This window comes from Rhodoligotrophos sp. CJ14 (genome assembly GCF_038811545.1).
GTDB classification, from domain to species: Bacteria; Pseudomonadota; Alphaproteobacteria; order Rhizobiales; family Im1; genus Rhodoligotrophos; species Rhodoligotrophos ferricapiens.
In genome coordinates, this window is the sequence record NZ_CP133319.1 from 3,538,064 (window position 1) to 3,562,671 (window position 24,608).

Genomic DNA, 24,608 nt, shown 5'->3' on the forward strand with positions numbered 1-24,608 from the left:
GCGGTCGCTACGATTTCGCGGGTTCATGGGTCTCGATGCCGTCCACCGCCTCGCTACGAGGGCGAATGGCCTGTGACACCGTGGCCATTAGGCTGCGACTGCCTTTGCGCTTCTCCGTCTTGGCCAGCGCCTGGGTGATCCGGTCAAGAATCATCGCGAGCAGGACGATGGCGATGCCGCCAACGGCCGCGCGGCCCACATCAAGCCGTCCGAGGCCTTGCAGCACGACCAGGCCCAGGCCCTCGGCGCCGATCATAGCGACAATCACCGACATGACCATGGCCATCAGCACGGTTTGGTTTAAACCGCCGAGAATGGTCGGCAATGCTAAAGGCAATTGCACCTCCCAGAGCAGCTGCCGGTTGGTGGCACCGAATGCCCGGCCAGCTTCGACCATCTCGGAATTGACCATGCGAATGCCGAGATTGGTGAAGCGGATGAGCGGCGGAATGGCCGCCACGATCACGGCGACCCCGCCCGGCACGGTACCCACCCCGAACAGCATGACGACCGGCACCAGATAGACGAAGCTTGGCGTGGTCTGCATCACGTCGAGGATCGGACGAATGATGCTCCATGCTTTGTCGCTGCGCGCGCAGAGAATGCCGACCGGCACGCCGATGATCACGCAGACCACGATCGCCGTCGCGATCAGCGACAGGGTCGTCATGGCTTCCGACCACAGACCGATAAACGCGATCACGACCAGCGAGACGAGCGTGAACAGGCCCACCCCGCGCGAGGCCACGCGCCAGGCAAGCAGCGCGAAGGCAAGGATGAGGATAGGGAAGGGAATGGCATGCAGCGCGGAATCAATGCCGGACAGCAGCGTTTCCACCGGCCATTTGATGGTCTGGAATAATGGCCGGAAATGCAGGGCCACCCAGCGGACGCCGATCTGGATCCACTGATCTAACGGGACGATGTAGAGGTCTTCAGGTTTCAACATTGCTGCGCGGCCGGGTTGTTGCTCTGGGACGCTGTTGCCGCCGGGAGGCCGATGCGCGCAAGCACACGGACCGGGTCCACATGGCCAAGGAAGCGGCCCTCATCATCGATGACGGCCACCGGTTTATTGCCACCGAAGAGGCTGGCCACTTCGGCAAGCTTGGTATTGCGTCGGACTGTTCCGTAATTCTGGGAAATGATCGTGTTGAGCGCCGCGCCTTGACGGGCCTGGGGCAGCGCGTCGGCGGGAACCACCCCCACGGGGCGGCCTGTCCCGTCCACGACGAAGGCCGGACCGCCAGCGACCGCCGGGATTTCCGTAGTATTGCTGCCATTGAGCACGATCGCCGGCGTTTCCACCATCACAGACCCGGCATCGAACAGCCGCGCCCGGTCGACGTCGCGTGTGAAGGCGGCCACATAGTCATTATTCGGATGGAGCACGATGTCCTGGGGCGAGCCCTCGCGCACCACCGCGCCATCCGCCATGATCGCGATCCGCGTACCAAGCTTCAGGGCTTCTTGGAAATCATGGGTGATGAACAGGATCGTCTTCTTGAGCACCCGTTGCAGGCGCAAAAGCTCATCCTGCATTTCGCTGCGGATGAGAGGATCGAGCGCGCTGAACGCCTCGTCCATGATCAGCACATCCGCATCTGTCGCGAGCGCCCGCGCAAGGCCGACACGCTGGCGCATGCCGCCGCTGAGGGCGTCGGGACGGTGATGGGCCCAAGACGCAAGCCCGACGACCGTCAGCACCTCTTCCGCCTTTTTACGCCGCTCCTTCGCGCCAACGCCTCTGAGCTTCAGGCCGAATTCGACATTTTCGATCACGCTTTTGTTGGGCAGCAGCGCGAAATGCTGGAAAACCATCGAAATTCGGGTGCGGCGCAGCTCCCGCAGCCTGTCCTCGCTGGCACCGACGATGTCTTCACCATCGATCAGGATGCGGCCGCTAGTGGGCTCGATCAGCCGGTTGATGCATCGGGCCAGCGTGGACTTGCCCGAACCGGAGAGACCCATCACCATATAGATCGCGCCAGCGGGAACCGACAGCGAGACGTCATTCAGACCGACCACCTGTTCGGTCTTGGCCAGGACGCTCTCCTTGCCTTCGCCTGCAAGAAGCATGTCGAGCGCCTGTTTCGGCTGGTCGCCGAAGATCTTATAAAGATGTTCGATCGTGATCCGGTCTGTCACGCTCGCCTCTGGTTTTTCAAGATTGGGATCAGTCCCATACAGGGATCAATTGCTGCGTATTGGTGAAGGATTTTGCTAAACCGTCTTCCGGCGTTGCCTAGGAGACGAACCGATGCGCACTCCTACGAAGGATAGCATGAGTAACCTAGGTGTGGTGTAGCATACATGGTGATGTGATCCTATCCGGAAAGAGAATTCCTTGAATCCGCTGAAAGACCCGGCTCTTCTCGTCATTGATATGCAGAATGACTTCGTCAGGCGCGGCGCACCTTTCGAAGTGCCGGAAGCCCGTGAGACCATTCCGATCATTGGGCAGCTGATTACACATTTCCGCGACCGGAGCCGCCCGGTGATCTATACGCGCTATGTGGCGCATCCGCTGTATCTGCCCCTGAAGCGTAAGCTGCCCTGGATTGCGGCGCTGGAGCCGCCGGTCAATGCCTGTGTGCCTGGCTTCGAGCGCGCCTATGCCGATGTCGACGGGGCCAGAGACGGCGCTGATATTATTGACGAGCTGCGGCCTCAACCCGGCGAATTGGTGATCGACAAGATCTATTTCAGCGCGTTTCACAACACAGATCTCGACCGGGAGCTCACCGCACGCGCCGTGGGAAGCGTGGTCGTCACCGGTACGGTTGCGGAGATGTGCGTCGAGGACACGGCCCGGCATGCGGTTCACTTCGGTTTGCCCACGGTGTTGGTCTCTGACGCGGTATCGTCCAGCAATCCCGAGGGTAAGCGGGCGGCTCTGGAGGGCTTCGCCCGCAACTACGGTTGGGTGATGTCGGCCAGCGAGATCATTGCCGGCTGAACCTCATCCCGCCTTTTCAGCCTCCATCTCGGCCCGCACGGTCTTGGCGATGCGGAAGCATTCCACGCCGGCCGGAACACCACAATAAACGGCGATCTGGATCAGGATTGCGCGCAGCTCCTCATCAGTGAGCCCATTGCGGATTGCGCCGCGGAAATGAACACCGAACTCATGCATCCGGCCCAGCGCGGCGAGCATACCGAGGTTGAGAATACTGCGCTGCTGAAGGCTTAGCGACTCGTCCGTCCAGCACTGTCCCCAGCAATATTCATTGAGCACCTCCTGAAAAGGCGCTCCGAACGCGCCGGCATTTTTCAGCGCGTTGTCGACATAAGCGTCGCCGAGCACCTTGCGGCGGACCGCTTCCCCCTTCTTCTGCAATTCCTTGTCCATAACATCTCCCTTGGCTTCAACATGGCGGCACGGCAGGTGTGGCTGCTGGCAATGGTCGGCTCTTGACCCAACGACCAATAGCAGAGAAGCGCGGGGTCCCCCACCCGCGCTTCGCCGCACACCAGCGCCTTAGTCTGGACTTCAGTCTGCGAGAGCAGTTTGTTTGGCACGCGCCTTCGCGGCTTCCCGCTCGCGCTCCGTCTCCCTTTCCGCGAATACGGGCAGAACCTCGCGGATGAACAGCTCCAGCGTCTTCTTCTGCATGGCGAAGGGATTGTTGAAGGAGATGCCGAGGCAGACCTCATCGACGCCGGCCGCCTCATAGGCATACAGCTTCTCGATCACCTCATCGGGCGTGCCGAACAGCATGGCCTCACGGACCGCGTGCGGATCGTAATTCTGGCGATTGTTCACGTTGTCGTAGGACACTCGCTCCGGAAAGCCATTCTCGACCGTGCCGATATTCTGGAACAGGTTCTCGAACGCGCGACCATAATCGATCGACATCTTCACCGGAGTTTCCCAATCCTCCGACCGCTCGTAAACGCAGGCCCGGCGCAGCATCATGAACTTGGGCCGCGGCACTTGCGGATTGTCGGCGCAGGCTTTGCGGAACTTGTTCCCGAGATTGGCGACTTCCGCCATGGGGGAGGAGAGGGGGGTCGCCATGATATTCGCGCCCACCTTGAAGGCCCAGTCATAGGTCTGCGGATCGCGCGCCGCCACCCAGATCGGCGGATGCGGCTGCTGCAACGGCTTGGGCACCGAGGTTGCCGTGGGGAATTTCCAATACTCACCGTCATGGGCATAGTCGCCCTGCCACAGCTTCAGCACAGCCGGCACCAGCTCACGCAGATAGGCGCCGCCCAGCTGCTGCGGGATCCCTCCAGCCATGCGGTCGAACTCATACTGGTAAGCGCCGCGCGCAATGCCAAGCTCGAGCCGGCCATCGATCAGGTGATCGCAGAGAGCGGCTTCACCCGCCAGCCGGATCGGATCCCAATAGGGCGCGACGATCGTCGCTGTGCCGAGCCGCACCCGCTCCGTATGAGCCCCCCACCAGGTGAGGATCGAGAACGGCCCTGGCGCAATGGTGAATTCGATCGTGTGATGTTCCGGCGTCCACACGGTGACGAAGCCCCCTTCGTCCGCCATGCGCACCAGGGTCAAAACCTCGTTCTTGATCTGGGTCAGGTCCTCGGAGGGGCTGAACCGTTCCATGTGGAGTGAGAGCGAGAACTTCATGGATTCATCTCTTTCCTTGAGAAGATCGGGGCCTTAGCGCAGGCGAATGACGAAAGGATCCTGAGTGGCACCGGAATGGTCGATCACCACGTTCTTGAGCCGTGAGAACTCCCGCATGACCTCGAAGCCGCCACGCTTGCCATAGCCGCTTTCCTTGAAGCCGCCGGAGGGCGACATATACGCGGCGGAGCGATAGGTGTTGATCCACACCGTGCCGGCATCGACATTGCGGGCAAACCGCATTGCCCTGTCGATGTTCTGGGTCCAGATCCCCGCCGCAAGTCCATAATGAGTGTCATTGGCAAGCCGGATGAGCTCGTCCTCGTCGCGGAACGGCATCACGCCGACCACGGGACCGAAGATCTCGTCCCGCATGAAGCGCATCTCGTTCTTCGCATCGACCAGAACGGTTGGCTCGAAATACCACCCGCGGACGAGCGCCTCATCCTGGGGCCGCCGGCCACCCGCGGCGATCTTGGCGCCGTCCGCGACGCCATAGCTCACATAGGTTTCGACCTTCTCGAGCTGGGCCGCCAAAGCCAGTGGACCAAGCTCGGTGGCCTCATCCGCAGGGTGGCCGATCCGCACCCGTTTGGCGCGATCCGCCAGCCGTTCGATGAAATCCCTATAGACACGAGCCTCGACGAAACAGCGTGACCCCGCGATGCAGGTTTGCCCGCCGGCCGCGAACACGCCCGCGACCACGCCATTCACGGCCCGATCCAGATCGACGTCATCGAACACGACATGGGGCGACTTGCCGCCGAGTTCCATCTGGCACGGCACCAGATTGCCAGCCGCATTGGTTGCAATCCGGCGTCCGGTCGCTGTGCTGCCGGTGAACACGATCTTGGCAATGCCGGGATGCCGGGTGAGGGCCTCTCCCGCGGTCTTGCCATGGCCGGTCACCACATTCACCACACCGTCTGGAAAGCCCGCTTCCTGGATCAGCTCCGCAAGGGCGAGCGTCGAGGCGGATGTGTGCTCGGAGGGCTTGATCACCACCGTATTGCCGATGGCGAGACATGGCGCCAACGTGCCGGTGAGCAGCATCAGCGGCGAATTCCAGGGCGTGATCATGCCGATGACACCGAGCGGCTCCCGCAGGGTGAAGTTCAGCATATCGAGCTTGTTGACGGGGATGGTCTCGCCTTGCAGCTTGTCCGCCATTCCCGCGAAATAGTGATAGGTGTCGGGCATGGCCCCGAGCTGCGCCTGCATCTCCCGCAGGAGCTTGCCATTGTCGCGCATTTCGATGCGGGCGAGCGTGTCGGCGTCTCGCGCCACCAGCTCGGCGAGCCTGCGCACCAGCTTGCCGCGGGCGCTCTGGGTCATGCGCCGCCAGGCCGGGTCTACAAGCGCGGCTTGTGCCGCCTGAACGGCCGCGTCCACATCGGCCGCATCCCCGTCCGCCGCCTCGTACCAGGGTTGGCCCGTCGTGGGATCAAAGCTTTGAAGATACTGCCCCGAGCGGGGAGCGGTGCGCTTCCCGTTGATGAAATGATTGAGCCGAGCTCCCTCGATCATACGCTCTGTCAGGGTCATATTCAGCGTGCTTCCCCGTTCTCGCTATTGAGCTGCTCGGCCAAAAAATCGGGTGCCCGCCATGGCTTCGAGGCTCCGTCGATCATCGCGAGGCGGCCGCCATCGGTCGAATCGATATAGACGCTGAACCGCGAGTCCCGCCGCTCGGCGAGATAGCGCCGCAGCATGCCGCGAAGCTCTTTGAGCGGAAGCCCGTCCCAGGGCAGTTCCACCGGCGCGAAGAAGCGATAGCCCCGCGGCAATGTATTCTCGAGCGCAGAACCATCCGCGAGACGGGCACGATAGATGATGTAGCCAGGCTCGGGATCGGCCACGTCGAATACGGAATAGAGGAAGGTCTCTTCCGGCCGCAGCGCCACGATCGTGTGATCATCGAGCTGCAGGGCGGCGCCGGCGCGACGATGGCGCGAAACCGGCAATGCCCAGCGGTTCTCACCGTCTTCCCGCAACAGGATCTTGCCATCATGCTCGATGAGATACCCGACCAGCATCGTGTGCGAGGGCGAAACCCCCTGGCGAAGCGTCGGATCAACCGACATGTAGCGCCCGCTATAGAAGCCGAGCGGCATGGCCGGCTTCGTCTCGAAGGCATGCACATGGCCGATGAGGATCATGTGATCGCCCGCATCGATCCGCTCATGCACGCTGCAGTCGAACCAGGTCAGGCAATCCTTGAGAATGGGCGCACCCGTATGCGCCTTGCCATGACCGATCCCGGCAAACTTGTCTGCTACCTTGGACGCAAAAAGGGACGAGACGTCCTTCTGCCCCTCATGCAGCAGATTGACCCCGAACACCGAGGCGGAGCGGAAAGCCGGATAGCTCGAGGCGCTCTTGCCGACGCAGACGAGGAGCAGCGGCGGATCGAGCGAAACCGACGTGAATGAATTCGCGGTCATCCCGCGCGGCAGGCCATCTTCGCCCCATGTGGTGATGATCGTAATCCCGGTCACATAGGAGCCGAAGGCTCGGCGCAGCTCGCGCGGATCGAGCACAGTTTCGGTGTGATGTGCAGCTGCGGACGTCAATTGCCTCTCCATCGCTTAAGAGGAGGCTAGACTGTCGCTGGGCTATCTTCTTCCATCACTCGCGAGGAAACAAGCGCGATCCCTGTCCTATGTGACAGAGCATAAGCGCTGCACGGTTAGTCATTCGGCTCGTCGGCAAGGCTCGCATGCAGCCGGATCGCGAGCTCGAGCGTGAACCGGCGTTCTGGCGTGTCCATCTCGACCCCGAACAGCTCGTGAAGCCGCGCAAGCCTGTAGCGGAGGGTGGTGACGTGCAGCCCCATCGCATCTGCGCAAGCTTGGTTCCGGCAGCCGTGATTGAGGAACTGCGTGAGCGTTTCGATATACGCGGTCCCGTGCTTCTGATCATGCGCCAGGATCGGGCCAATCGTGCTGGCGATGAAGGCGCGGATCTCCTGCGCATCGGCCGCGGAGAGCAGCACGGGGAATGGGCCGAAATCCTTCGATGTCAGCGCGCCATGCCGGTTGAGGCGCCGCGCCAGCCTGATGAGCCGGATACACTCTTCCCAGGCCGCCGCATGGGTCTCGACGCCGCGGAACGGCTTGCTCATGACCACCGCCGGCGTCTCGTCGAGAATCCAGCGCGCCTCCTCGATGATCTTTCGCATGAGCGCCCGGCAGCGCTCTTCGGATTTGCTGTCGTCCCCCGGCACCCGGCACACGATCACATGATCGAGCGCCGCAACGCTGGCCCCGGGATCCTGTTGTTTGGCAATTCGGGCGATCGAGCGGTGCAGCTCGAGTGAGGCAAGACCGCTGCCATCCTTGTCCGCGGCGGCTTCGACGGCGATCAGCCGTGCGGGCTCCGTGAGATCGATGCCCAAGCGCCGTGCCCGCGCGGTGATGTCGTCCGCATTGCGCCAGCGCGATTCGAAGATTTCCGCGAACAGGTCGCTCAGCCCCTGGGACTCGCTGCTGAACCGGATATGGCTGCGCATCATCTGCACGCTGAGTGCGAATTTCGCACTATCGAGCAGCAGATGATCGAGATCGCTGAAATCCTCCATGCGCGGGAACACGAAGAGAGCCCCCACCATGTTGCCATCTACGATCAGAGGCTCGATCATGGCCGAAAGCCTCACGGGCTTGTTTCCGAGCGTGACCGTGAGATCCGAGATCTCGCCCGGTCGGGTGCTCACGATATTGCGTGCGGCTTCGGTGAACTGCCGGCCCACATTGCCGTGCATCGCCGCCTGCCAAGCCGCATCATCGCACAGGTCCGCGCGCGGCGGCCGTTCCGCCACAACCAGATTCGCCGTCAGATCCACCACGACGATCGGGTTCAGCAGCAGCTTGCCGATCACCGATGTGGCTGAGGTCACTGAGCCGTCCGACAGCACCCGCTGCATCAGCGAGGAATGGGCGCTCAGCGTGCTCTGCAGGCGCTCGGCGAAAGCCTGTTCTGCCTGCAGCCGCTTGGCCTTGTCGATGGCGATGGCCCCGAGATGCACAATGGTCTCGAGAAAGGCGAGCTCGTTCTCCGTAACATCCACCACTTGCATTGATTGCAGGGAAAGCACCATGGCGCGTCCCTGCTGGTCCTTGCAGTCCATGGGAATGACCAGCACCGTGCGATAGCCCCGCTCTCGCGCCTCTTGCCGATAGCCTGGGAATTCTTCGGAGCTCTGCGCATCCGGGATGATCACCGGTGCGTTGCGCGTCAAGGCGATCAGCGCCGGGCTTGTGGTCAGCGTCCAGCGATCCTCGAGCGCATTTTCCAGCAGGTTGGGATCATGCCGGGCGATCACATGGACAAACCCGCTGCGCTGGTCCACGCTCATCACTCCGCCCATGGACCAATGGGCGTGATGGCACGCTGCATAGACCAAATGGCGGAAAATCGTATCGAGATCGCCACTCGAATTGATAAGGCTCGCAACGTCCCGCAATGATCGAAACTGCGATCGATCGATCACGGCACTTGTAGCTGCTGCTGATCTCACTTCACTCACACGTTCTGGGGAAGCGGCGGGGCCAACGTTCCTCCGCATCATAGGAAGAGTACAGCGGATTTCACCTGTAGCCTTCTCCCATTATTTTTACTCTCGCGCGAGACCTAATGATGAAACCAGAAATCCGCAAGATTGCCTGTTACACGGAAGAGACGTTCATTGAGGGTGGAAAGGCTGGCGACCGGCCGATCACCATGGCAGTGGCGGCCGCCGTGCTGACCAATCCCTGGCGCGGACGTGGCTTCGTTGAGGACCTCAGGCCGGAAATCCTGGCCATGGCCCCTGTGCTCGGCGAGGAGCTGGTCAGTCGCCTGACCAGGATCATCGCTCCGGAGCAGATTGAGGCTTATGGAAAGGCGGCCATCGTCGGCAGCAATGGTGAGGTTGAGCACGGCTCGGCGCTGATCCATACGCTGCGTTTCGGCAATCTGTTCCGCAATGCTGTTGGCGGCACCACCTATCTGAGCTTCACCAACACCCGCGGTCCTGCCGGCATGCTCGTTTCGCTGCCAATGACCCACAAGACCGTCACGGGCACCCGGTCCCACTTCATTACCGCGACCTTCTCGATCCCGGATGCGCCCGCAGCCGACGAGATCCTGATTGCGATCGGCGCCTCCGACGGCGGCCGCATGCATCCGCGTATCGGCGATCGCTTCCAGGACATGAAGGAAATGGAAGCCGCCGGCTGACGGCGTAGGGGCAGTTCACGAGGGTAGCTTCGACTTGAGGACCGGCCAATGGACTTGCCCCGCCTTCTTGAGCGTTTTGTGAGCGGCTGCAAATGGATCGCGCAGCCTTCCGTGAAGACTCGATCCGATCTGCACCGCTATGTCGCTGCAACGACGGTGGTTGCAATCTCCGTCGCCCTGTCGATCGACATCGGCTTCCGGCTGATCCTCTTTACCACCTGGTCAGCGACTCTAACCTCTTGGGCCATCACTGTGTTTACGGCGACAGTCGTCGCCGTGCCCATTCTCTGGGCAATCGGCAAAGCCCAGCTCGAGCTTTGGGAGGCCAAGCGCCATGTGGATGAGCTGAGCCGCACCGACCCTCTCACCGGTCTGCTCAATCGCCGCTGCTTGTTCGATGAGGAGCTTGCACCTGAGAATCCGGGCATGTCGCTCGTCATCGTCGACATCGATCACTTCAAATCGGTCAATGACAGCTATGGCCACCGCGCAGGCGATCAGGTCCTGCGTACCGTGGCACAGATCATGGCCTCGGAGCTTAACGACTGGGGTCGCCTCTGCCGCATGGGCGGTGAGGAGTTCGCGTTGCTGACAGAAGACATTCCACCAGAGCTTCTGGTCCGGCGTTTGTCGCGGCTCTGCCACCGGCTGAGTTCAATTCCGTTGGTGGTTGAGGGCCGTGCCGTTCGGCTCACCGTCTCGATCGGGGCGGCGATCCGCCAGCATCGTTCGCTGGATGAGCTTTATATCGAGGCAGATCGCGCGCTTTATGCCGCAAAGCAAGGTGGCCGCAACCGGGTCTGCGTTTCCCCGGACTTGAACCGCCTGCTCCCGCCGGAACTGGCCATGCCCGCGCCCTCGGCTCTCGCTGGCACGTGCCGTCAATAAGCCTTTCAGCCATCAGCGCTGAATTTCAAGCCGATGATCCCCGCAAGGATCAGCCCTGCGCTGATAAGCCGAAGCGGGGTTGCTCCCTCGCCGAGGACGAAAATTCCCACCACGAACGCACCGAGCGCGCCGATGCCGGTCCAAATGGCATAGGCCGTGCCGAGGGGCAGCGAACGCATCGCCACGGCCAGCAGGCCGAAGCTGATGAGCATGGCGACCAGCGTCACGGTGGTGGGAACTGGCTTGGTGAAGCCTTCCGAGAGCTTCATGGCATAGGCCCAAACAATCTCGAAGAGACCGGCAACGGTCAGATAAATCCAAGCCACAGCAACCCTCATTGCAGCGGGGCATTTCCCGGCCATACCCATATGGACCAGATCTCGCGCGGAAGGCAGATCTGCAGGTCCATCCACTTATCCACGAGCAGCCTGCCTGGCAACTCACGTTGCCTTTTGATGCCCATCCTCTGTTCCATGGACCGGGGCTGGCGCAGCGCTTTGGCAGGTTGGAGAAAGAGATCAATGCTGCGCTGCCAGATGCTATCTGCCGCAGAATTATGCAGATGCTCTAAATATCGGCGATGTCCGGTCCTAATCGCTTGCTTTTAAGGGAGGATTTAAAAGCCCATGCATATTGTGCATAGCACCAATGACCGATAAGTTGATGTTGCGATGCAGCAATAAAGCTATATAGGAGGCAACAAATTCAAAGGATCGGCTTCGCGCCAGACCGATAGGATGGGACCGATGAAATCAGTAGCTTCCTCTGCCTTGCCCGTAGCGGGCGCTAGGGAAGGCTCAAGCCTCCCGGGCTTTCTGCGCCGGCTTTACACCGCATTCTTGGAGAGCCGTCAGCGCCAGGCTGATAAGGAAATCGCCCGCATGCTGCACCTGAACGGTGATGTCTTCACCGACAGTGTGGAGCGCGAGATAGAACGCCGCTACGGCTTGCGCGCCTAAGCCTAATCAGCGTGCAATCGTGTGATCTTCTCCCAAGGGGTCGGAAGCAATTGCTCATCCGGCCCCTCACTTTGTCCGACGCCCGGCGGAAGGTCACGCTCAAGGAAGCGACTGAGTGCGGGATGGCATTCTGTCACCCCCGTTAGCTCGACTGGCCGGCAGGTTCCTCCAAATCCTTGGTCGTGAACACGGCGTTGCCGAGGCCGGTCCCCATCGTCAAAACGCCCCACTTCTCTACATGCCGGAGAAAGGGCAATTGGCTCAACCCCTGAATGACCGCGTCGTTATGCATGACCACATAGGTTTCATGCTCAGCGATTTTGGGGATCTCTGTCTGAACCGCTTCGGGCAGGTTGAAGCGGTTGCTCTCCCAATTTCCCGGTAGATTCTGCCCACCTTTCTCGATCATCCCGTTTTCGGTGATCACACCGGGACAGCCAATGCCGATCACTGGCGCGAGCTTGTATTTGTCTCGTTCCGCCGCTTTGATCAGTGACTTCAGCATGTCCGTCATGCGCTTCACCGCCTCATCGCGGCTGGGGCCATCATTTGCATGCCGCCAGAGCTTGAGCTGGTCCACCTTGGCCTGAGACAGGTCGGGCGCCTTCTTCCCGTTCAGTAAGACAATGCCGCAGCGGATGTTGGAGCCGCCCACATCAACGGCGAGGATGGCATCGAAGCCTTCGAACATCCATCGCGGAACCAGGTGAATTGCGCCGATCAGACCGGCCTTGTCCGGATGATGGGCGATGGGCATGACGTCTACGGGCACGCCTTCGCCCTGCAGGAGTGTGGCTGCTCGTCCGATGATCAACTCGCCCGTCCGGCTCTGCCTCAGGCCGCCACCAACGACGATGGCTTGGACCTCCCGCCAGTCCTTCTGCCGGCGAAACCGCCGCACCACATTCGCGAGCTTCTCGCCGAATTCCGAGATCGTCCCGATGACGATGCTGGCAGCCTTGGGGTCGCCCTCAGCAATGATCTTGTCCAGCGTCTTTTTGCTGATCTCGCTGCTCGGTTCTTCCCCGAGCGGATCAGTCCCGTGGGCGGCGATGGCCTTTCTCGCATCGTCCAGCATAGCGCGGAAGGCGCGTCCGCTGACCTGATCGCCAAGGAAGCCTTCCGCGTCCTTGATCTCGATATTATAGCTGTCGACTGTGACCGCAGGCAGCTCTAGGGCGCCATGAACCGCCGGACCGCCCGAACCATGCGTTTTCGATGCCCGCACCACAACCATCTCCCACCTGCGACCGGAACAAACGCGGCGCGAGCAATAATGGTTGCTTGACGCATATCGCGATGGCTACTGAACCGCCTTCGGCAGGTCGGCGTCCTGCGTGGACCTGTCAGGGTTGCGATTTGCGCGACGCTTCTTCTTGGCCGATTTGAGCCTGCTGATATTGTTGCCTGCGGGCTTGCGGCTCGTGATCGCTTCGGATCCTTCCGTCTTGGCTGGCAAAGATCCGTTCACTTCGGCGGATCCCATGGCCTGCGCCTGGATGGTGCGATCCGCGGTCTCATCGGCCTCTTCAGCACCCTCGTCGTCATTCATGCCGGCCTCGGTGCTGCGCGTCGGCGCTGGACGGGACTCTTCGAGCTCGATGCTCTCTTCAGCCAGCTCGCTCTCTTGCTTCTCTTCAGGCTCCTGAACGCCTGTGCCCTCTTCACTCCGTGGGGCAATATCGAGGGAAGCAAGCCCATTGGCTATGCCATTTGGCCGCGCCTTGCTGCTCGGCATCCAGAGCTTTGTGTCGGGAACGTGCAGCGTTTCGGCGGGACGAGCGCTTGCCATAGTCTCCGACTGCAGCTGTAGCGCTTCGATCTGCTTGTCTCTTTCCCGGAGGGCCTCATGCGCCTCTTCCAGCTCTCGCGACAGCTTCTGAATCTGGTCGAGATAATCCCGCGCGCTCCGCTGCAGGGACTGCAGGGCTGAGGTGCGCTCGGCCAGCTCCTCTTCGAGCGGCGTACGGCTAGCGCGCAGTTTTGCGATCTGGTCATCCCGCTGTCGAAGCTCCTGGCCGAGCTCCTCCAGTTCCGCGCGCACCTGAACGATGTCGCGATTTCGCTCCTGCAGCTGCAGCTTGTAATCCTGGATGCGCAGCTCATGACGCCGCGCCAGCATCGCATTCTCCGCACGCAGTCTTGCCCGGTCCGCGCGGAGCTCCTCGCTGGTCGTTGGGAATTGGCGCTGCACACGACGTCGTCCGACGCGCTCACCGTGATGCCACACGATGCGCAACAGAAACAGTGCGATGAGGCTTGCCAGGACAAACCCCAGAGCGATCAACATGATCGTCTCGAGATAGACCATCCGACTTGCGCTCTCTTTCCTGGCTGACAAGCGCTCCGTCTGCTGACGGAGTTGGCTCGACCAATAATGTCGGGTCTCGTCGCGAACTCGCCGCCAGCAAATAAACCCCAACTTACATCAAGGCAAGCTTATCGCGTCTAGGCAGCATTGAGAATGCTGCTTCGTAAAGATTACGTGCATCGTCCTAGAAGGGGTTCCATGTGGGCTCCGGCGTATACTTGAGATAGCCGACATTCGCGCCGAGCCGCGCCCCCACGCCTGTGCGGATGGGTGCGAGCCTAATATACTGGTTTTGTTGATAGTTTACCCCAAATCCGCCGATGATATACGCGGAGCCTTCCACGCCGATGAAGCGGGTGTAGATCTGGTTGGGGGAGGTGATGTTATAGACCAGCGTCATGACGCGAGAGCCATTGCCGCCGAAATCGAAGCCGATGGATGGGCCCTGCCAATAGACCCGGTAGCTTCCCCCATTCTTCAGATACATGGTGCCTTCCCCGTAGCGAAGGCCGCCAAAGAAGGCTCCCGCGGCTTCCTGGCCGACGATATAGCCGGTCGGCTGCCCGGAATCCGCGAAGACCCTCTCGATCACCTCGGCAAAGCCGGCCGTCGTGGTTCCGAAGAACTGGTGACCCGCCTGGACGATCTCTTGGGCGCTATAGTGCTGATTGTTTGGATTCTGTGTCGCTGACTGGGAAAGGGCAGGGGCGGGTGTCAATGCGGCAGCCACCAATCCCAGAACCACCCCGCTCACAATCGCCACGGAATTGGATCGAACGCTCTTCAGAAACGACTTCATCATGGTCTTTCCCACTCGGGCTTGCGCTGGAAGGCGAGAGAGACTTGCCAACTTCGCCGCCACCCGCGCTCGCAGCACCTGGACCCTGCAGCACCCCACCACCACTGCCGGCCTGTTCTCGTCCGCCACCTTCTCGAAAAATCGGGCAGCGTTGAGACATATTGTCGACCACCGAGCCCCATCGGCAGCGCTTCATTGCACCAGTGTAGTCGCTGGGAACTTCCAAACCGTTAACGCATTGGAAAGGCTGTTTTCAGATTTTCCAGCCGCGAGCGATAAAACCGGGATTGTCGAAGCCACGATGCTCTTTCCCATAGGTGAAATCGCCACCATCGATGCCGCTGACCGAGCCGCCAGCCGCCGCAAGCACCGCATGCCCCGCCGCCACATCCCATTCCATGGTGCGCCCGAAGCGGGGATACAGATCCGCAAGACCCGCGGCGATCAGGCAGAATTTCAGAGATGATCCCGCTGAAACCAGTTCTCTGACCGGTTGCCCCCTCAGATACTCATCCGTTGCGGCATCGCGGTGGCTTCGGCTGGCGACAACAGTGAACCCGTCATCCGGGCATGGCCGCGTGTGAATGGGACGGAACGCGGCCCTCTCGAACGGATCTTCAACCTCGATCTCGGCTTGCCATGCCCCGAGCCCAATCTCTCCGAAATAGAGCTGGTTGACCGCGGGGGCATAGACGACTCCAGCCCGTGGGTGCCCCGCCTCGATCAGCGCGATATTGACGGTGAATTCTCCATTCTGGCTGATGAACTCCTTGGTGCCATCGAGCGGATCAACCAGAATGAATCGCTCGCCGATCGCCGGGCACTGACCGGCTGCCATGGCCTCCTCGGCCACAACGGGAAGGTCCGGCAGGCTTTCTTTGAGGCCGGCGAGGATGATCCGCTCCGCGACCTGGTCCGCCTCCGTGACCGGTGAATGATCGGCCTTAAGCGCGACGGTGGGGCCGCATCGGTAGATCTCCATGATCGCGCGGCCCGCTGCAAAGGCGAGCGGGGCGAAGCTGCAGAACAGCCGAGAGCCTGCAAGCGGAGCGGGGAACTGGCCTGACATGAGCACTCTTTCCTAGTTGGCAGCACTCCTCAATTCCAGATGAGTCCGATGCCGGTCAAGAAAGATCGACGCGCTTGGGTTGGCAGCCCCGGACACGCCGTGTATCAGGACAATTGTAATAACCTGAGTGATTCTGTTGCCTGGAGGGACATCGATGTCTGAAATGCCATTGCTGAGCGATCTCGATTTGGCATCTCTACTGTGCAGCCGCGTCTGTCACGACATCATCTCTCCCGTCGGTGCGATCACCAATGGCCTCGAGGTTCTCGACGACGAGGATGACGAGGCCATGAAGGAGATCGCGCTCGACCTTATCCGCCGCTCTGCGAAGACCGCGAGCGCCAAGCTCCAGTTCTGCCGCATGGCCTTCGGTGCATCGGGCTCGGCCGGTGCCTACCTCGATTTGACTGAGGCCGAACAGGTCGCGCGCGGCTTTATCGGCGATGAAAAGGTCAAGCTTCTCTGGGACACACCAAAGGAGACCCGTCCCAAATCAGAGGTGAAGCTGCTCTTGAACCTGCTGCTTATCGCCGTATCCGGCATACCCCGCGGTGGCGAGGTGACCATAAGGATGGCGGATGACCAGTTTTCGGCCACGGCGACAGGCGAGGGTGCCAAGCTTCCGGAGAAGCCAGCTTCGCTGCTGCAGGGAGAAGTTGCGGAAGCCGATATCGATCCGCGCCTGGTGCAGGTCTATTACGCGGCGCGCGTCGCCAGAGAACTCGGCTATGCGATCGACCTTAAGCTGGAGAATTCCGCTCTAACTGTGGTCGCGCATCGTGCGGGCGGCGAAGCATCACAAGCCGACCCTGAGCACGAAGACACGGCCCGCGAGGTTTAGCACTACGGGAAGGCGGTAACCGCCTCCCGTGGTTCGCGGAATCAGAAGGATGTCGGCCTCAGCCCAAGATTAGGCTGAAGCGCGCACGTCGTGGTTGTTGTTGCTGTTGTTGTCGTCAACGGGATCGCGCAGCACATAACCACGACCCCAGACCGTTTCGATGTGGTGGCGTCCGCCGGTGGCTGCGGCAAGCTTCTTCCGCAGTTTGCAGACAAACACATCGATGATTTTCAGCTCAGGCTCGTCCATGCCGCCATAGAGATGGTTCAGGAACATTTCCTTGGTCAGCGTGGTGCCTTTGCGCAGGCTGAGCAGCTCGAGCATCTGGTACTCTTTGCCGGTCAGGTGCACGCGCTGGGAATTCACCTCAACAGTCTTTGTGTCGAGGTTGACACGCAAGTCGCCGGTCTGAATGACGGATTGCGCGTGGCCTTTCGACCGCCGGACAACCGCATGGATGCGCGCGACCAGCTCGTCCTTGTGGAACGGCTTGGTCATATAGTCATCCGCTCCGACCCCAAGCCCGCGCACCTTGTCTTCAATGCCCGCGAGACCTGACAGAATAAGGATCGGAGTATTCACCCGGCTCACCCGCAGTGACTTGAGCACTTCATAGCCGCTCATGTCCGGCAGGTTAAGGTCCAGCAGAATAATGTCGTAATCGTACAATTTGCCGAGGTCGACACCTTCTTCGCCCAGATCGGTCGTGTACACATTGAAGCCTTCCGACTTCAACATGAGCTCGATGCTCTGCGCGGTCGCTGTATCGTCCTCGATCAGAAGGACTCTCATTCGATTCCCCTCTCAACCTTGCCCGAGACGGGTCGACGCTTCGGAATTCAGCATTACGAAGCGTTTCTAACCTACCGGTTAACGCCGATGGTTAAATTACGGGGTAAGTGGTTAACAAAATCTAATGAGCACGGGAAAGAGTGGGTGGGTCGAAAATAATTTGCAGAAGGCATCACAAACTCCGGCCTTGCGGGGTGTGTCTTGCATGACTTGGATTAAGCCGCATTGCCTCTGTTGATCCGATCATCTCGCCAACCGTGCAGTTTACCGAGCTTTAAGTGCTACTGATCAAGATCGAGACCGACCGAGACTCTCCTCCATACGCGATTCTCGTGGGGAGATGAAGCGTTTGGGTGAGGAGCTTCAAGAAGTTTTCACCATCGGCATCGACGGCGCCGAGAGGCGCCCCGGCGAGGCCGATGGATTTGTAACGGGGTGTGAAATGCGTTCACGTGATGGGATTGTACGACTGCAGAGGTTTCGGGTGGAGGAGAAGCGGATGCAGGCGGCAGACCTCGAAATGATGATCGCTGAATTCGAAAGAAAGCAGCTTGATCTGGCTCAGCAGATCAAGGCCGAGGAAGAGCGGACCGGCGTCAGCGATCCCACGCATTTCAATTATCCCACAGCGGCGCGGGCGGCGATCGCCCGACGCGAGAATCTCAATAAATCGATTGAAGATCTCCGTGGCCAGCTGGAGGAGGCGAAGGCAAATCTCGATCATGAGCTCGCAGAGTTGCGTAAGCTCGAAATCCTCCTCGAGAAGGACGGCGACATGCGTCGCCAGCATGCCTCCCGTGAGGATGGCAGAAGGGTAGAGGCGCGGCGATAGCGCGGCGTCGGCTTCCCACCAAAGCCCCCGCGCCTTGTCGCTACTCGGGCTTCATTCGATAAATTGCCATACGATCGTAAAACGGACGCGCCTGATCGACGATCCGCTTTAGCGCGTCACTGAGAATGGGCTGACCCGCCGGTGGCGGTTCAAACCCGGTCGAAGCCTCGACCGCCCCATACCAATGCCGCGCCCAGATCCCATCGGATGCCCTCCGGCCAGCGGGCCATGCCAGCATCGCCTCGTCAAACGGGATCTGGCAGGCTTCACAGAGCAATTGCAGCATTCGGCGCGGTGTTGCGAGAATGTCGTCGGCATCGACGACCGGCGGCGCCTTTCCGAGAGCATCGGCCACTTGATCGAAGATCTCCACCTGCTCCTGGAAGCCAAGATCCTCAAGCGAGATCGTGTCGCGCTTCTTGGCATAGCTCGCCGCGACCCGCTCGGGCGAACGGATCAGGAAGACATTGGTGAGCCGGGGGATCCACGACCGATCCTGGCCGGGAAGCATGTGGTGAGTCATCTGCTTCTGATAGAACACCCGCGACCCCGGCAGGGGCGCAAACAGGCTGTCCACCACCTTCCGCCAATCGACCTCTCCATCCGCGATGATCTCCTCGCGCATGGGATGGTTTCGGCCGGAAAGGCGAAGGAAGGCCGCGTAGAAGGGCTCATCCACGACCACGCAGTCCGGCCGGTTCTCGAACGCCCTCATCATGGCGGTGGAAATGTTCCGCGGGCCGGACCACATGGCGATGCGCACGGGATCCCCGTCATTCTCGCGCAGCGCGTTCATGGCCGGACCGCTTCCCGCGCACAGAGCGCCTTGTAGAGCGACTGAAGCTTCTGAACCATCGGGCCCGGCCCCCTCCATTCCGTGGGTGGTGCGAGCGGATGGCCGAGCCGTCGTCCATCGATCTCTCGCACGGGAACCACCCCGGCAAAGGTACCGGTCACGAACGCCTCTTCGGAACCATAGACATCGGTCAGGCTGAACCGGCGTTCGAAGACGGGTATCCCGTTCTCCTGGCAGAGGCGAATGATGTTGCCGCGCGTGATCCCGGGAATGCAATAATCCCCCGTCGAGGTCCAGACCTCGCCGCGCCTGACGATAAAGAAATGGGTCGAATTGCAGGTCGCGACGAAGCCGTGCGGATCAAGCATCAGAGCCTCGTCCGCTCCCGCTTTCGTTGCTTGAATGCAGGCGGTGATGCAATTCAGCTTCGAATGCGAATTCAGCTTCTGATCCTGCACGTCGGGAGCGCCACGATGAACATGCACCGTGAACAGGCGCATCCCCCGCTCCAGCACCTCCGGCTTCGGGGTCTTGTATTCGGGAATGATGACGATCGTGGCTGGCCCGATTGTCACGCGGGGGTCTTGATACGGCGTTGCCTTGATGCCCCGGGTCACCATGAGGCGGATGTGAACTCCATCCTCCATGCCATTCGCATCAACACACTCGAATATCCGATCCGTGAGTTCTTTCGGGGTGAGACCGATATCGAGGTCAATGGCGCGGGCGCCCTCATAGAGCCGCTCGAGATGGGCCGTGAGGAACGGGATCGCACCTGCATGAAGCCGCAGGCCTTCCCAGACGCCATCCCCAAGAATGAAGCCGGAATCGAACACCGAGACCACGGCCTGATGTCGGGGCACCAGAGCGCCATTGACTGAGATCAGGATCTCGGCATTGCGGGGATCATCGATATATTCGTGGCTGCCCTTGCCCATTCCCTTGCGCTCCCTGTTCACACAATAGGGTTAGCCAAAGGCAAGGGTCATTGTCTATGGACTGTAGGTGAGCGGCCACGTGACTGCGCTTGAGCCCTGACCTCTTGTCAGCCTCGATATTGTTGAATGCGCGTCGCGCGTAGGCCTGGAAGACCGTGCCGGTCGATGGAGCGCTGCCAGCTCAGGAACTCTTCAACGGTGAGGCGATAGCGATTGCAGGCGTCCTCGATGCTGAGCAGTCCCCCACGCACTGCAGCCACGACCTCCGCCTTGCGCCGTATGACCCACCGCCGCGTGTTCGGCGGCGGCAGATCCGCGACTGTAAGGGGGCTGCCATCGGGTCCGATCACATAGCTGACCCGCGAACGCATAGGACTTACCATCTACCCGATACCTGTACTCACACAACCAAGAGAGGGCTAACTGGACTAGCGGTCGCCATCCCTCTGTACAGGAACGGTAAATCCCTCCGTTTAAGAAACCGCTAAAGATCGGCAAACAATTCGCAAACACATTTCGGAATCTGTCTCAATCCTGAACGTCTGCCGAATATCTTGCCGTCATTTTCGCGATTTCTGTTAAGATCTCGGAAACCATACGGCCAATGAGGCACGGTGAGGCCTGTCGGATTCTCGATCGGATGGAGGTTGCGGCGCCGGCTTCGGACCGCCATATTCCGGCTATTTGCGTTCACCCTAGTTAACCGGACCGTAGAATGGCGGATGCGTCACTGATCGAACGTGCTTGTGCCGTCGCGGCAGCGGGCCTGGATGTCCAAACTGCTGTGGCTGGCGCACGGATCGTGGTCGCCATGTCCGGCGGAGTGGACAGCTCGGTGGTCGCGGCCCTGGCGAAGCATCTCGGCTTTGAGGTGATCGGCATCACCCTCCAGCTATATGATCATGGCGCCGCGGTGGAAAAGGCACGCAGCTGCTGTGCCGGTCGCGATATTCACGACGCCCGTTCAGTCGCCGAGCGGTTGGGCATTCCGCATTACGTTCTGGATTATGAAGCACGCTTCCGGGCCAGCGTCATGGATGAGTTCGCCGACAGCTACATGGCTGGGGAGACGCCGGTTCCCTGCATCCGCTGCAACCAGCAGGTAAAGTTTACGGACCTGTTGGGCTTTGCCCGCGACCTCGGCGCCGAGGCCCTGGCCACCGGCCACTATATTGCGAGTGCTGCCCGCGCCGACGGCTCCGGCCATCGCGATATGTATATGGCGGCTGATGGCGATCGCGATCAGAGCTATTTCCTGTTCACGACCACCCAGGCACAGCTTGATTTCTTACGTTTCCCCTTGGGCGGCTTGCGCAAGCCTGAGGTCAGAGCATTGGCGGAATATTTCGGTCTTTCCGTCGCTGACAAGCCCGACAGCCAGGATATTTGCTTCGTTCCCAATGGCAGTTACGTGTCGGTGATCGAGCGTCTGAGGCCCGATGCGCTGCAGCCTGGCGACATTGTGCATGTTGACGGACGTGTGCTCGGACGCCATCAGGGCATCGTAAATTATACGATTGGACAGCGTCGAGGATTGAACATCTCTAGCGGAGAGCCGCTCTATGTCGTAACTCTCGATCGGTCGGCGCACAAAGTCGTGGTCGGCCCCCGGGAGATGCTGGCCCGTAACCGGTTGATTCTACGGGATGTGAACTGGCTCGGAGACGAATCACTGATGGCGGCCTGTGCTGCGGAGCGTCCACTTCTCGTCCGGATTCGCTCGACACGGCCCCCGGTGCCGGCATGGTTGCAGGCGCGCGATGGGCAAATAGAGGTTGGTTTGGTGCAGGACGAATTTGGGGTATCACCCGGTCAGGCTTGTGTCTTTTACCAGCCGGGCACTTCGACCACCCGTGTTTTGGGTGGCGGATGGATCGAAGCAGCCCGTAAGGAAATTGTAGACAAGAGCGCCGAGTCGGGTCGATCTCGGCAAAGCGAGCCTGCGTGAAGGACGCCGTTATTCGGGTTCGGAGCGGTGAAAGGAAGGAGCAGCCTTTGGTCGCGAACAAGTTGGTCGACATGAAGGAGGACGCGGTCCGCCGTGCTTATGCGCGCTGGGCACCGGTCTACGATATGACCTTCGGTTTGATAGCGGATTATGGCCGCGCCCGGACCGTTGATGCGATCAACCGACGAAGCGGCAGAGTGCTTGAGGTGGGCGTCGGCACGGGGATTTCACTGCCCCGCTATAAGCGCGATCTGAAGATCACCGGTGTCGATCTCTCTCCGGAAATGCTCGCCCGAGCCCGCAGCCGGGTTGAGGAGAAAGGCCTCGACAATGTTGAGGCGCTCCGCGAGATGGATGCAGCCGAGCTTGATTTCGAGGATGGGGCCTTCGACATCGTCGTCGCCATGTATGTGATGACGGTAGTGCCCGATCCGGAGAAGGTGATGCGCGAGCTCTCGCGGGTCTGCAAGCCGGGTGGCGAGGTGATCATTGTCAACCACTTCAGCCAGGATCACGGGTTGCGCGGCCATTTGGAGCGCGGAATGGCCCGCTTCGCCGAGGCGCTGGGTTGGCGGCCGGAATTTCCCCTGGATGCGATTTTGGTTTGTGACGATCTGCGGCTGGTGGCTGAGCGGCCGCTGCAGCCGCTTGGCCTGTTCACGATGCTGCGCTTCACCAAGACCGAGCCGGGCGCAGGCATGGTGATGCCCAAGCCCGGCATGAACAGCGTGACCGCCACCGGCAGGGTCCAGGTCCGTGACGTGCCGGCCTGAACAGGAGAGCAGGCGAGGGAACGGCAGAACGAACCACCTCTCTTTGCCCACATCTCACGCGTCAGCTTGTCTTGACTTGTAAGACACGACCCTCTTATATCCACCGCGCGCAGTGACACTGATCGGCCCCTTGGGACCGGTCTATACGAAGGCGGAGTAGCTCAGCTGGTTAGAGCAGCGGAATCATAATCCGCGTGTCGGGGGTTCAAGTCCCTCCTCCGCTACCACCTGCCTCCCCGCAAACTCGCGCTGTGGGGAACACATCATGACCGAGCAGTTGGCTTAAGCGTCCTTTGACCAGGATGTGGACGGGTTCGCCCGCCTTCGCCGGATTGATAGTCACTGACTCCACAAGTCGCCGGAATGCTTCAACGGCGCGGGTATCACCATCATTGAATGCTGCCGTGAGCCCTGCAGCCACAGCTTGAATGTCGCGCTGGTATTGCTGAACCAGACCAGGATGGAGCGACACAACCCGGTCGTCATCGTCCGATGCCGCCAAGTCCGCCTGGAGACGTTCCTTCTCGGTCTCAAGATCGTTAAGTCGCGCGGCGATGGTAGAGACTTTGACAGCCCCTTCGGCGATCGCGTCAACGATCCGTTCGAGTTGGCGCGTAACCTCGCCTAACCGGCGCTCGGTTTTATCGCGCTGTTTGCGAGCTGACGCACTCAGCCTGCGCATCTCCTCATTGTAGACACGCACATACTCTGCGAGCCCTTCCGGATCCTGCATCTTGTCAGCGAGGCCGGCGATCACGGTCGCCTGGATGTTGTCGAGATAGTATCTGCGGGTATTCGAGCAAGACCGGCTCTCCGCATAGCGGGAGCAGATAATGCGGACGCGCCCGTGATTCTTGTCGTGGACACGCATGCCGGACCCACATGCACCACATCTTAGGAGCCCGGAAAGCAAGTGACGTGGCTTCTGCCTCTTTGCTGGAGCCATGTGAGTCCGATCAAGTTTACGCGCCCGCGCCGCGTCGAACGTCTCCTGATCCACAATTCGCAGATGCGGGACATCGGTGACAAGCCATTCGCTTTCTGGGTTCGGCCGGGAGATCCGCTTCCCCGTATCGGGATCTTTGACCATCCGGACCCGATTCCACACAAGACGACCGGCATATATGTCGTTGAGCAGGATACCGTGCCCGCGCGCCATGTTGCCGTTTATTGTGCTGGCGTTCCATCGGGCACCGCGTGGTGGCGGGACGCCTTCACTGTTTAGGCGGCCGGCGATGACCCTTGGGGTCGATCCTGCTACATATTCAGCGAAGATCCGGCGCACAACTGCGGCTTCAGAGTCGTCGATTGCGAGTTCACCTGGTTTGCCGGGGACAGGTTTATACCCGTATGCCTTCCCGCCGGCGTGCCGACCTTCTCTGACAACGCCGGTCTGACCGCGGCGCACCTTATGGGCCAGATCGGACAGGAACAGAGCGCCGACCAGCCCTCTGACCCCGATCTGAATTGCGTCGGCTGTGCCCTCATGGACAGCGACAACTTCCACTCCCAAAAACCGGAGTCGCTTCCAAATTCCAGCGAGGTCTTCCTGATCACGTGACAGTCGATCCAGGGCCTCGACTAGAACGACAGTGAACAGACCGGATCTGGCGTCTTGCATTAAGCGCTCGAGGCCGTCGCGGCCGAGCACAGAGGCACCCGATCTGGCCCGGTCGACATACTCTCCGGCGACAGGAATCCCGTTTTTTTCGCAGTAGGTCCTACACAGGGCGAGTTGATCATCGATCGAGCGGTCCTTTTGGAGATCGCTCGAGAAGCGGGCGTAGAGCGCGGCAGTTTTAATTTTCATCGCCATGTACAAGGACAGGTGCGCCCGTTGGCTTTCGG

At 60.6% G+C, this 24,608-nt stretch carries 25 protein-coding genes and 1 tRNA gene; 9 read left to right on the top strand and 17 right to left on the bottom strand.

Annotated elements, in window-relative coordinates; translation table 11 throughout:
• Nucleotides 1–7 precede the first annotated feature (7 nt).
• Nucleotides 8–949, bottom strand: coding sequence for an ABC transporter permease (locus RCF49_RS16525; protein WP_342640888.1), 942 nt, complete (start codon nt 947–949; stop codon nt 8–10).
• On the bottom strand, nt 943–2,148 hold the full coding sequence (locus tag RCF49_RS16530; RefSeq protein WP_342640889.1) for a quaternary amine ABC transporter ATP-binding protein: 1,206 nt from the start codon (nt 2,146–2,148) through the stop codon (nt 943–945). The genes RCF49_RS16525 and RCF49_RS16530 overlap by 7 nt, the downstream gene beginning before the upstream one ends.
• A gap of 199 nt (nt 2,149–2,347) precedes the next feature.
• Between RCF49_RS16530 and RCF49_RS16535 the strand changes: the two genes are divergently transcribed.
• Nucleotides 2,348–2,959, top strand: a complete 612-nt coding sequence (locus tag RCF49_RS16535) for a cysteine hydrolase family protein (protein WP_342640890.1) — start codon at nt 2,348–2,350, stop codon at nt 2,957–2,959.
• A gap of 3 nt (nt 2,960–2,962) precedes the next feature.
• Here RCF49_RS16535 and RCF49_RS16540 read toward each other — a convergent pair whose 3' ends face one another.
• From RCF49_RS16540 to RCF49_RS16560, 5 genes are all read right to left on the bottom strand, one after another.
• Nucleotides 2,963–3,352 carry a carboxymuconolactone decarboxylase family protein gene (locus tag RCF49_RS16540; protein WP_342640891.1) on the bottom strand — a complete coding sequence of 130 codons (390 nt, stop codon included), beginning with the start codon at nt 3,350–3,352 and terminating at the stop codon, nt 2,963–2,965.
• Between the two features lie 141 nt (nt 3,353–3,493).
• Nucleotides 3,494–4,597: an LLM class flavin-dependent oxidoreductase gene (locus tag RCF49_RS16545; protein ID WP_342640892.1), complete on the bottom strand. Its 1,104-nt coding sequence runs from the start codon at nt 4,595–4,597 to the stop codon at nt 3,494–3,496.
• Nucleotides 4,598–4,630: 33 nt separating this feature from the next.
• Nucleotides 4,631–6,142, bottom strand: a complete 1,512-nt coding sequence (locus tag RCF49_RS16550) for an aldehyde dehydrogenase (protein ID WP_342640893.1) — start codon at nt 6,140–6,142, stop codon at nt 4,631–4,633.
• A gap of 2 nt (nt 6,143–6,144) precedes the next feature.
• Nucleotides 6,145–7,170, bottom strand: a complete 1,026-nt coding sequence (locus RCF49_RS16555) for a flavin reductase (protein WP_342640894.1) — start codon at nt 7,168–7,170, stop codon at nt 6,145–6,147.
• A 116-nt stretch (nt 7,171–7,286) separates the two neighbouring features.
• The gene (locus RCF49_RS16560) at nt 7,287–9,086 is read right to left on the bottom strand and encodes a helix-turn-helix domain-containing protein (RefSeq protein ID WP_342640895.1); all 1,800 of its coding nucleotides are present in this window, start codon (nt 9,084–9,086) and stop codon (nt 7,287–7,289) included.
• A gap of 146 nt (nt 9,087–9,232) precedes the next feature.
• On the opposite strand from RCF49_RS16560, the gene RCF49_RS16565 reads away from it, so the two are divergent.
• Nucleotides 9,233–9,814, top strand: a complete 582-nt coding sequence (locus RCF49_RS16565) for an amino acid synthesis family protein (RefSeq protein ID WP_342644222.1) — start codon at nt 9,233–9,235, stop codon at nt 9,812–9,814.
• A gap of 111 nt (nt 9,815–9,925) precedes the next feature.
• Nucleotides 9,926–10,702 carry a GGDEF domain-containing protein gene (locus RCF49_RS16570; RefSeq protein WP_342640896.1) on the top strand — a complete coding sequence of 259 codons (777 nt, stop codon included), beginning with the start codon at nt 9,926–9,928 and terminating at the stop codon, nt 10,700–10,702.
• Between the two features lie 5 nt (nt 10,703–10,707).
• Here RCF49_RS16570 and sugE read toward each other — a convergent pair whose 3' ends face one another.
• A complete protein-coding gene (gene sugE, locus RCF49_RS16575) occupies nt 10,708–11,028 on the bottom strand; it encodes a quaternary ammonium compound efflux SMR transporter SugE (RefSeq protein WP_342640897.1) in 321 nt (106 codons plus the stop codon).
• 420 nt (nt 11,029–11,448) lie between these two features.
• On the opposite strand from sugE, the gene RCF49_RS16580 reads away from it, so the two are divergent.
• Complete coding sequence (locus RCF49_RS16580; protein WP_342640898.1) at nt 11,449–11,661, top strand: hypothetical protein; 213 nt, start codon at nt 11,449–11,451, stop codon at nt 11,659–11,661.
• 142 nt (nt 11,662–11,803) lie between these two features.
• Here RCF49_RS16580 and RCF49_RS16585 read toward each other — a convergent pair whose 3' ends face one another.
• From RCF49_RS16585 to cysQ, 4 genes are all read right to left on the bottom strand, one after another.
• The gene (locus RCF49_RS16585) at nt 11,804–12,889 is read right to left on the bottom strand and encodes an ROK family protein (RefSeq protein WP_342640899.1); all 1,086 of its coding nucleotides are present in this window, start codon (nt 12,887–12,889) and stop codon (nt 11,804–11,806) included.
• A 75-nt stretch (nt 12,890–12,964) separates the two neighbouring features.
• Nucleotides 12,965–14,002 (bottom strand): hypothetical protein, encoded by a 1,038-nt coding sequence (locus tag RCF49_RS16590; RefSeq protein ID WP_342640900.1) that lies wholly within the window; start codon nt 14,000–14,002, stop codon nt 12,965–12,967.
• 154 nt (nt 14,003–14,156) lie between these two features.
• Nucleotides 14,157–14,774: a DUF1134 domain-containing protein gene (locus tag RCF49_RS16595; protein ID WP_342640901.1), complete on the bottom strand. Its 618-nt coding sequence runs from the start codon at nt 14,772–14,774 to the stop codon at nt 14,157–14,159.
• Between the two features lie 250 nt (nt 14,775–15,024).
• Nucleotides 15,025–15,840 (bottom strand): 3'(2'),5'-bisphosphate nucleotidase CysQ, encoded by an 816-nt coding sequence (gene cysQ / locus RCF49_RS16600; protein ID WP_342640902.1) that lies wholly within the window; start codon nt 15,838–15,840, stop codon nt 15,025–15,027.
• 154 nt (nt 15,841–15,994) lie between these two features.
• Here cysQ and chpT point away from each other — a divergent pair, with 154 nt between their 5' ends.
• Nucleotides 15,995–16,681, top strand: a complete 687-nt coding sequence (gene chpT, locus RCF49_RS16605; protein WP_342640903.1) for a histidine phosphotransferase ChpT — start codon at nt 15,995–15,997, stop codon at nt 16,679–16,681.
• Between the two features lie 69 nt (nt 16,682–16,750).
• On the opposite strand, the gene ctrA is transcribed toward chpT, so the two are convergent.
• A complete protein-coding gene (ctrA, locus tag RCF49_RS16610) occupies nt 16,751–17,473 on the bottom strand; it encodes a response regulator transcription factor CtrA (RefSeq protein WP_342640904.1) in 723 nt (240 codons plus the stop codon).
• A 499-nt stretch (nt 17,474–17,972) separates the two neighbouring features.
• On the opposite strand from ctrA, the gene RCF49_RS16615 reads away from it, so the two are divergent.
• Nucleotides 17,973–18,305, top strand: coding sequence for a flagellar export protein FliJ (locus RCF49_RS16615; RefSeq protein WP_342640905.1), 333 nt, complete (start codon nt 17,973–17,975; stop codon nt 18,303–18,305).
• A gap of 40 nt (nt 18,306–18,345) precedes the next feature.
• Here the strand turns inward: RCF49_RS16615 and RCF49_RS16620 are convergent, their stop codons facing one another.
• The 3 genes from RCF49_RS16620 to RCF49_RS16630 all read right to left on the bottom strand — a co-directional run bounded on the left by RCF49_RS16620 (nt 18,346) and on the right by RCF49_RS16630 (nt 20,422).
• Nucleotides 18,346–19,101 (bottom strand): hypothetical protein, encoded by a 756-nt coding sequence (locus tag RCF49_RS16620; protein ID WP_342640906.1) that lies wholly within the window; start codon nt 19,099–19,101, stop codon nt 18,346–18,348.
• Nucleotides 19,098–20,039: an aminotransferase class IV gene (locus tag RCF49_RS16625; RefSeq protein WP_342640907.1), complete on the bottom strand. Its 942-nt coding sequence runs from the start codon at nt 20,037–20,039 to the stop codon at nt 19,098–19,100. Before RCF49_RS16625 ends, RCF49_RS16620 begins: the two co-directional genes overlap by 4 nt.
• Before the next feature lie 107 nt (nt 20,040–20,146).
• Nucleotides 20,147–20,422, bottom strand: coding sequence for a DUF1153 domain-containing protein (locus tag RCF49_RS16630; RefSeq protein ID WP_342640908.1), 276 nt, complete (start codon nt 20,420–20,422; stop codon nt 20,147–20,149).
• A 332-nt stretch (nt 20,423–20,754) separates the two neighbouring features.
• Here RCF49_RS16630 and mnmA point away from each other — a divergent pair, with 332 nt between their 5' ends.
• The 3 genes from mnmA to RCF49_RS16645 all read left to right on the top strand — a co-directional run bounded on the left by mnmA (nt 20,755) and on the right by RCF49_RS16645 (nt 22,987).
• A complete protein-coding gene (mnmA, locus tag RCF49_RS16635; protein WP_342640909.1) occupies nt 20,755–21,987 on the top strand; it encodes a tRNA 2-thiouridine(34) synthase MnmA in 1,233 nt (410 codons plus the stop codon).
• A 47-nt stretch (nt 21,988–22,034) separates the two neighbouring features.
• Nucleotides 22,035–22,760, top strand: a complete 726-nt coding sequence (locus RCF49_RS16640) for a class I SAM-dependent methyltransferase (RefSeq protein ID WP_342640910.1) — start codon at nt 22,035–22,037, stop codon at nt 22,758–22,760.
• A 150-nt stretch (nt 22,761–22,910) separates the two neighbouring features.
• Nucleotides 22,911–22,987: transfer RNA gene (locus RCF49_RS16645), tRNA-Met, on the top strand.
• Here RCF49_RS16645 and RCF49_RS16650 read toward each other — a convergent pair.
• Nucleotides 22,966–24,576: a recombinase family protein gene (locus tag RCF49_RS16650; RefSeq protein ID WP_342640911.1), complete on the bottom strand. Its 1,611-nt coding sequence runs from the start codon at nt 24,574–24,576 to the stop codon at nt 22,966–22,968. The genes RCF49_RS16645 and RCF49_RS16650 overlap by 22 nt on opposite strands.
• Nucleotides 24,577–24,608 lie beyond the last annotated feature (32 nt).

Excerpts from the sequence above, each read along its gene's own strand:
- RCF49_RS16525 (WP_342640888.1), bottom strand. The coding sequence starts at position 949 with ATGTTGAAACCTGAAGACCTCTACATCGTCCCGTTAGATCAGTGGATC.
- RCF49_RS16540 (WP_342640891.1), bottom strand. The coding sequence starts at position 3,352 with ATGGACAAGGAATTGCAGAAGAAGGGGGAAGCGGTCCGCCGCAAGGTG.
- RCF49_RS16545 (WP_342640892.1), bottom strand. The coding sequence starts at position 4,597 with ATGAAGTTCTCGCTCTCACTCCACATGGAACGGTTCAGCCCCTCCGAG.
- RCF49_RS16550 (WP_342640893.1), bottom strand. The coding sequence starts at position 6,142 with ATGACCCTGACAGAGCGTATGATCGAGGGAGCTCGGCTCAATCATTTC.
- RCF49_RS16565 (WP_342644222.1), top strand. The coding sequence starts at position 9,233 with ATGAAACCAGAAATCCGCAAGATTGCCTGTTACACGGAAGAGACGTTC.
- RCF49_RS16580 (WP_342640898.1), top strand. The coding sequence starts at position 11,449 with ATGAAATCAGTAGCTTCCTCTGCCTTGCCCGTAGCGGGCGCTAGGGAA.
- RCF49_RS16595 (WP_342640901.1), bottom strand. The coding sequence starts at position 14,774 with ATGATGAAGTCGTTTCTGAAGAGCGTTCGATCCAATTCCGTGGCGATT.
- cysQ (WP_342640902.1), bottom strand. The coding sequence starts at position 15,840 with ATGTCAGGCCAGTTCCCCGCTCCGCTTGCAGGCTCTCGGCTGTTCTGC.
- chpT (WP_342640903.1), top strand. The coding sequence starts at position 15,995 with ATGTCTGAAATGCCATTGCTGAGCGATCTCGATTTGGCATCTCTACTG.
- ctrA (WP_342640904.1), bottom strand. The coding sequence starts at position 17,473 with ATGAGAGTCCTTCTGATCGAGGACGATACAGCGACCGCGCAGAGCATC.
- RCF49_RS16615 (WP_342640905.1), top strand. The coding sequence starts at position 17,973 with ATGCAGGCGGCAGACCTCGAAATGATGATCGCTGAATTCGAAAGAAAG.
- RCF49_RS16620 (WP_342640906.1), bottom strand. The coding sequence starts at position 19,101 with ATGAACGCGCTGCGCGAGAATGACGGGGATCCCGTGCGCATCGCCATG.
- RCF49_RS16625 (WP_342640907.1), bottom strand. The coding sequence starts at position 20,039 with ATGGGCAAGGGCAGCCACGAATATATCGATGATCCCCGCAATGCCGAG.
- RCF49_RS16630 (WP_342640908.1), bottom strand. The coding sequence starts at position 20,422 with ATGGTAAGTCCTATGCGTTCGCGGGTCAGCTATGTGATCGGACCCGAT.
- mnmA (WP_342640909.1), top strand. The coding sequence starts at position 20,755 with ATGGCGGATGCGTCACTGATCGAACGTGCTTGTGCCGTCGCGGCAGCG.
- RCF49_RS16650 (WP_342640911.1), bottom strand. The coding sequence starts at position 24,576 with ATGGCGATGAAAATTAAAACTGCCGCGCTCTACGCCCGCTTCTCGAGC.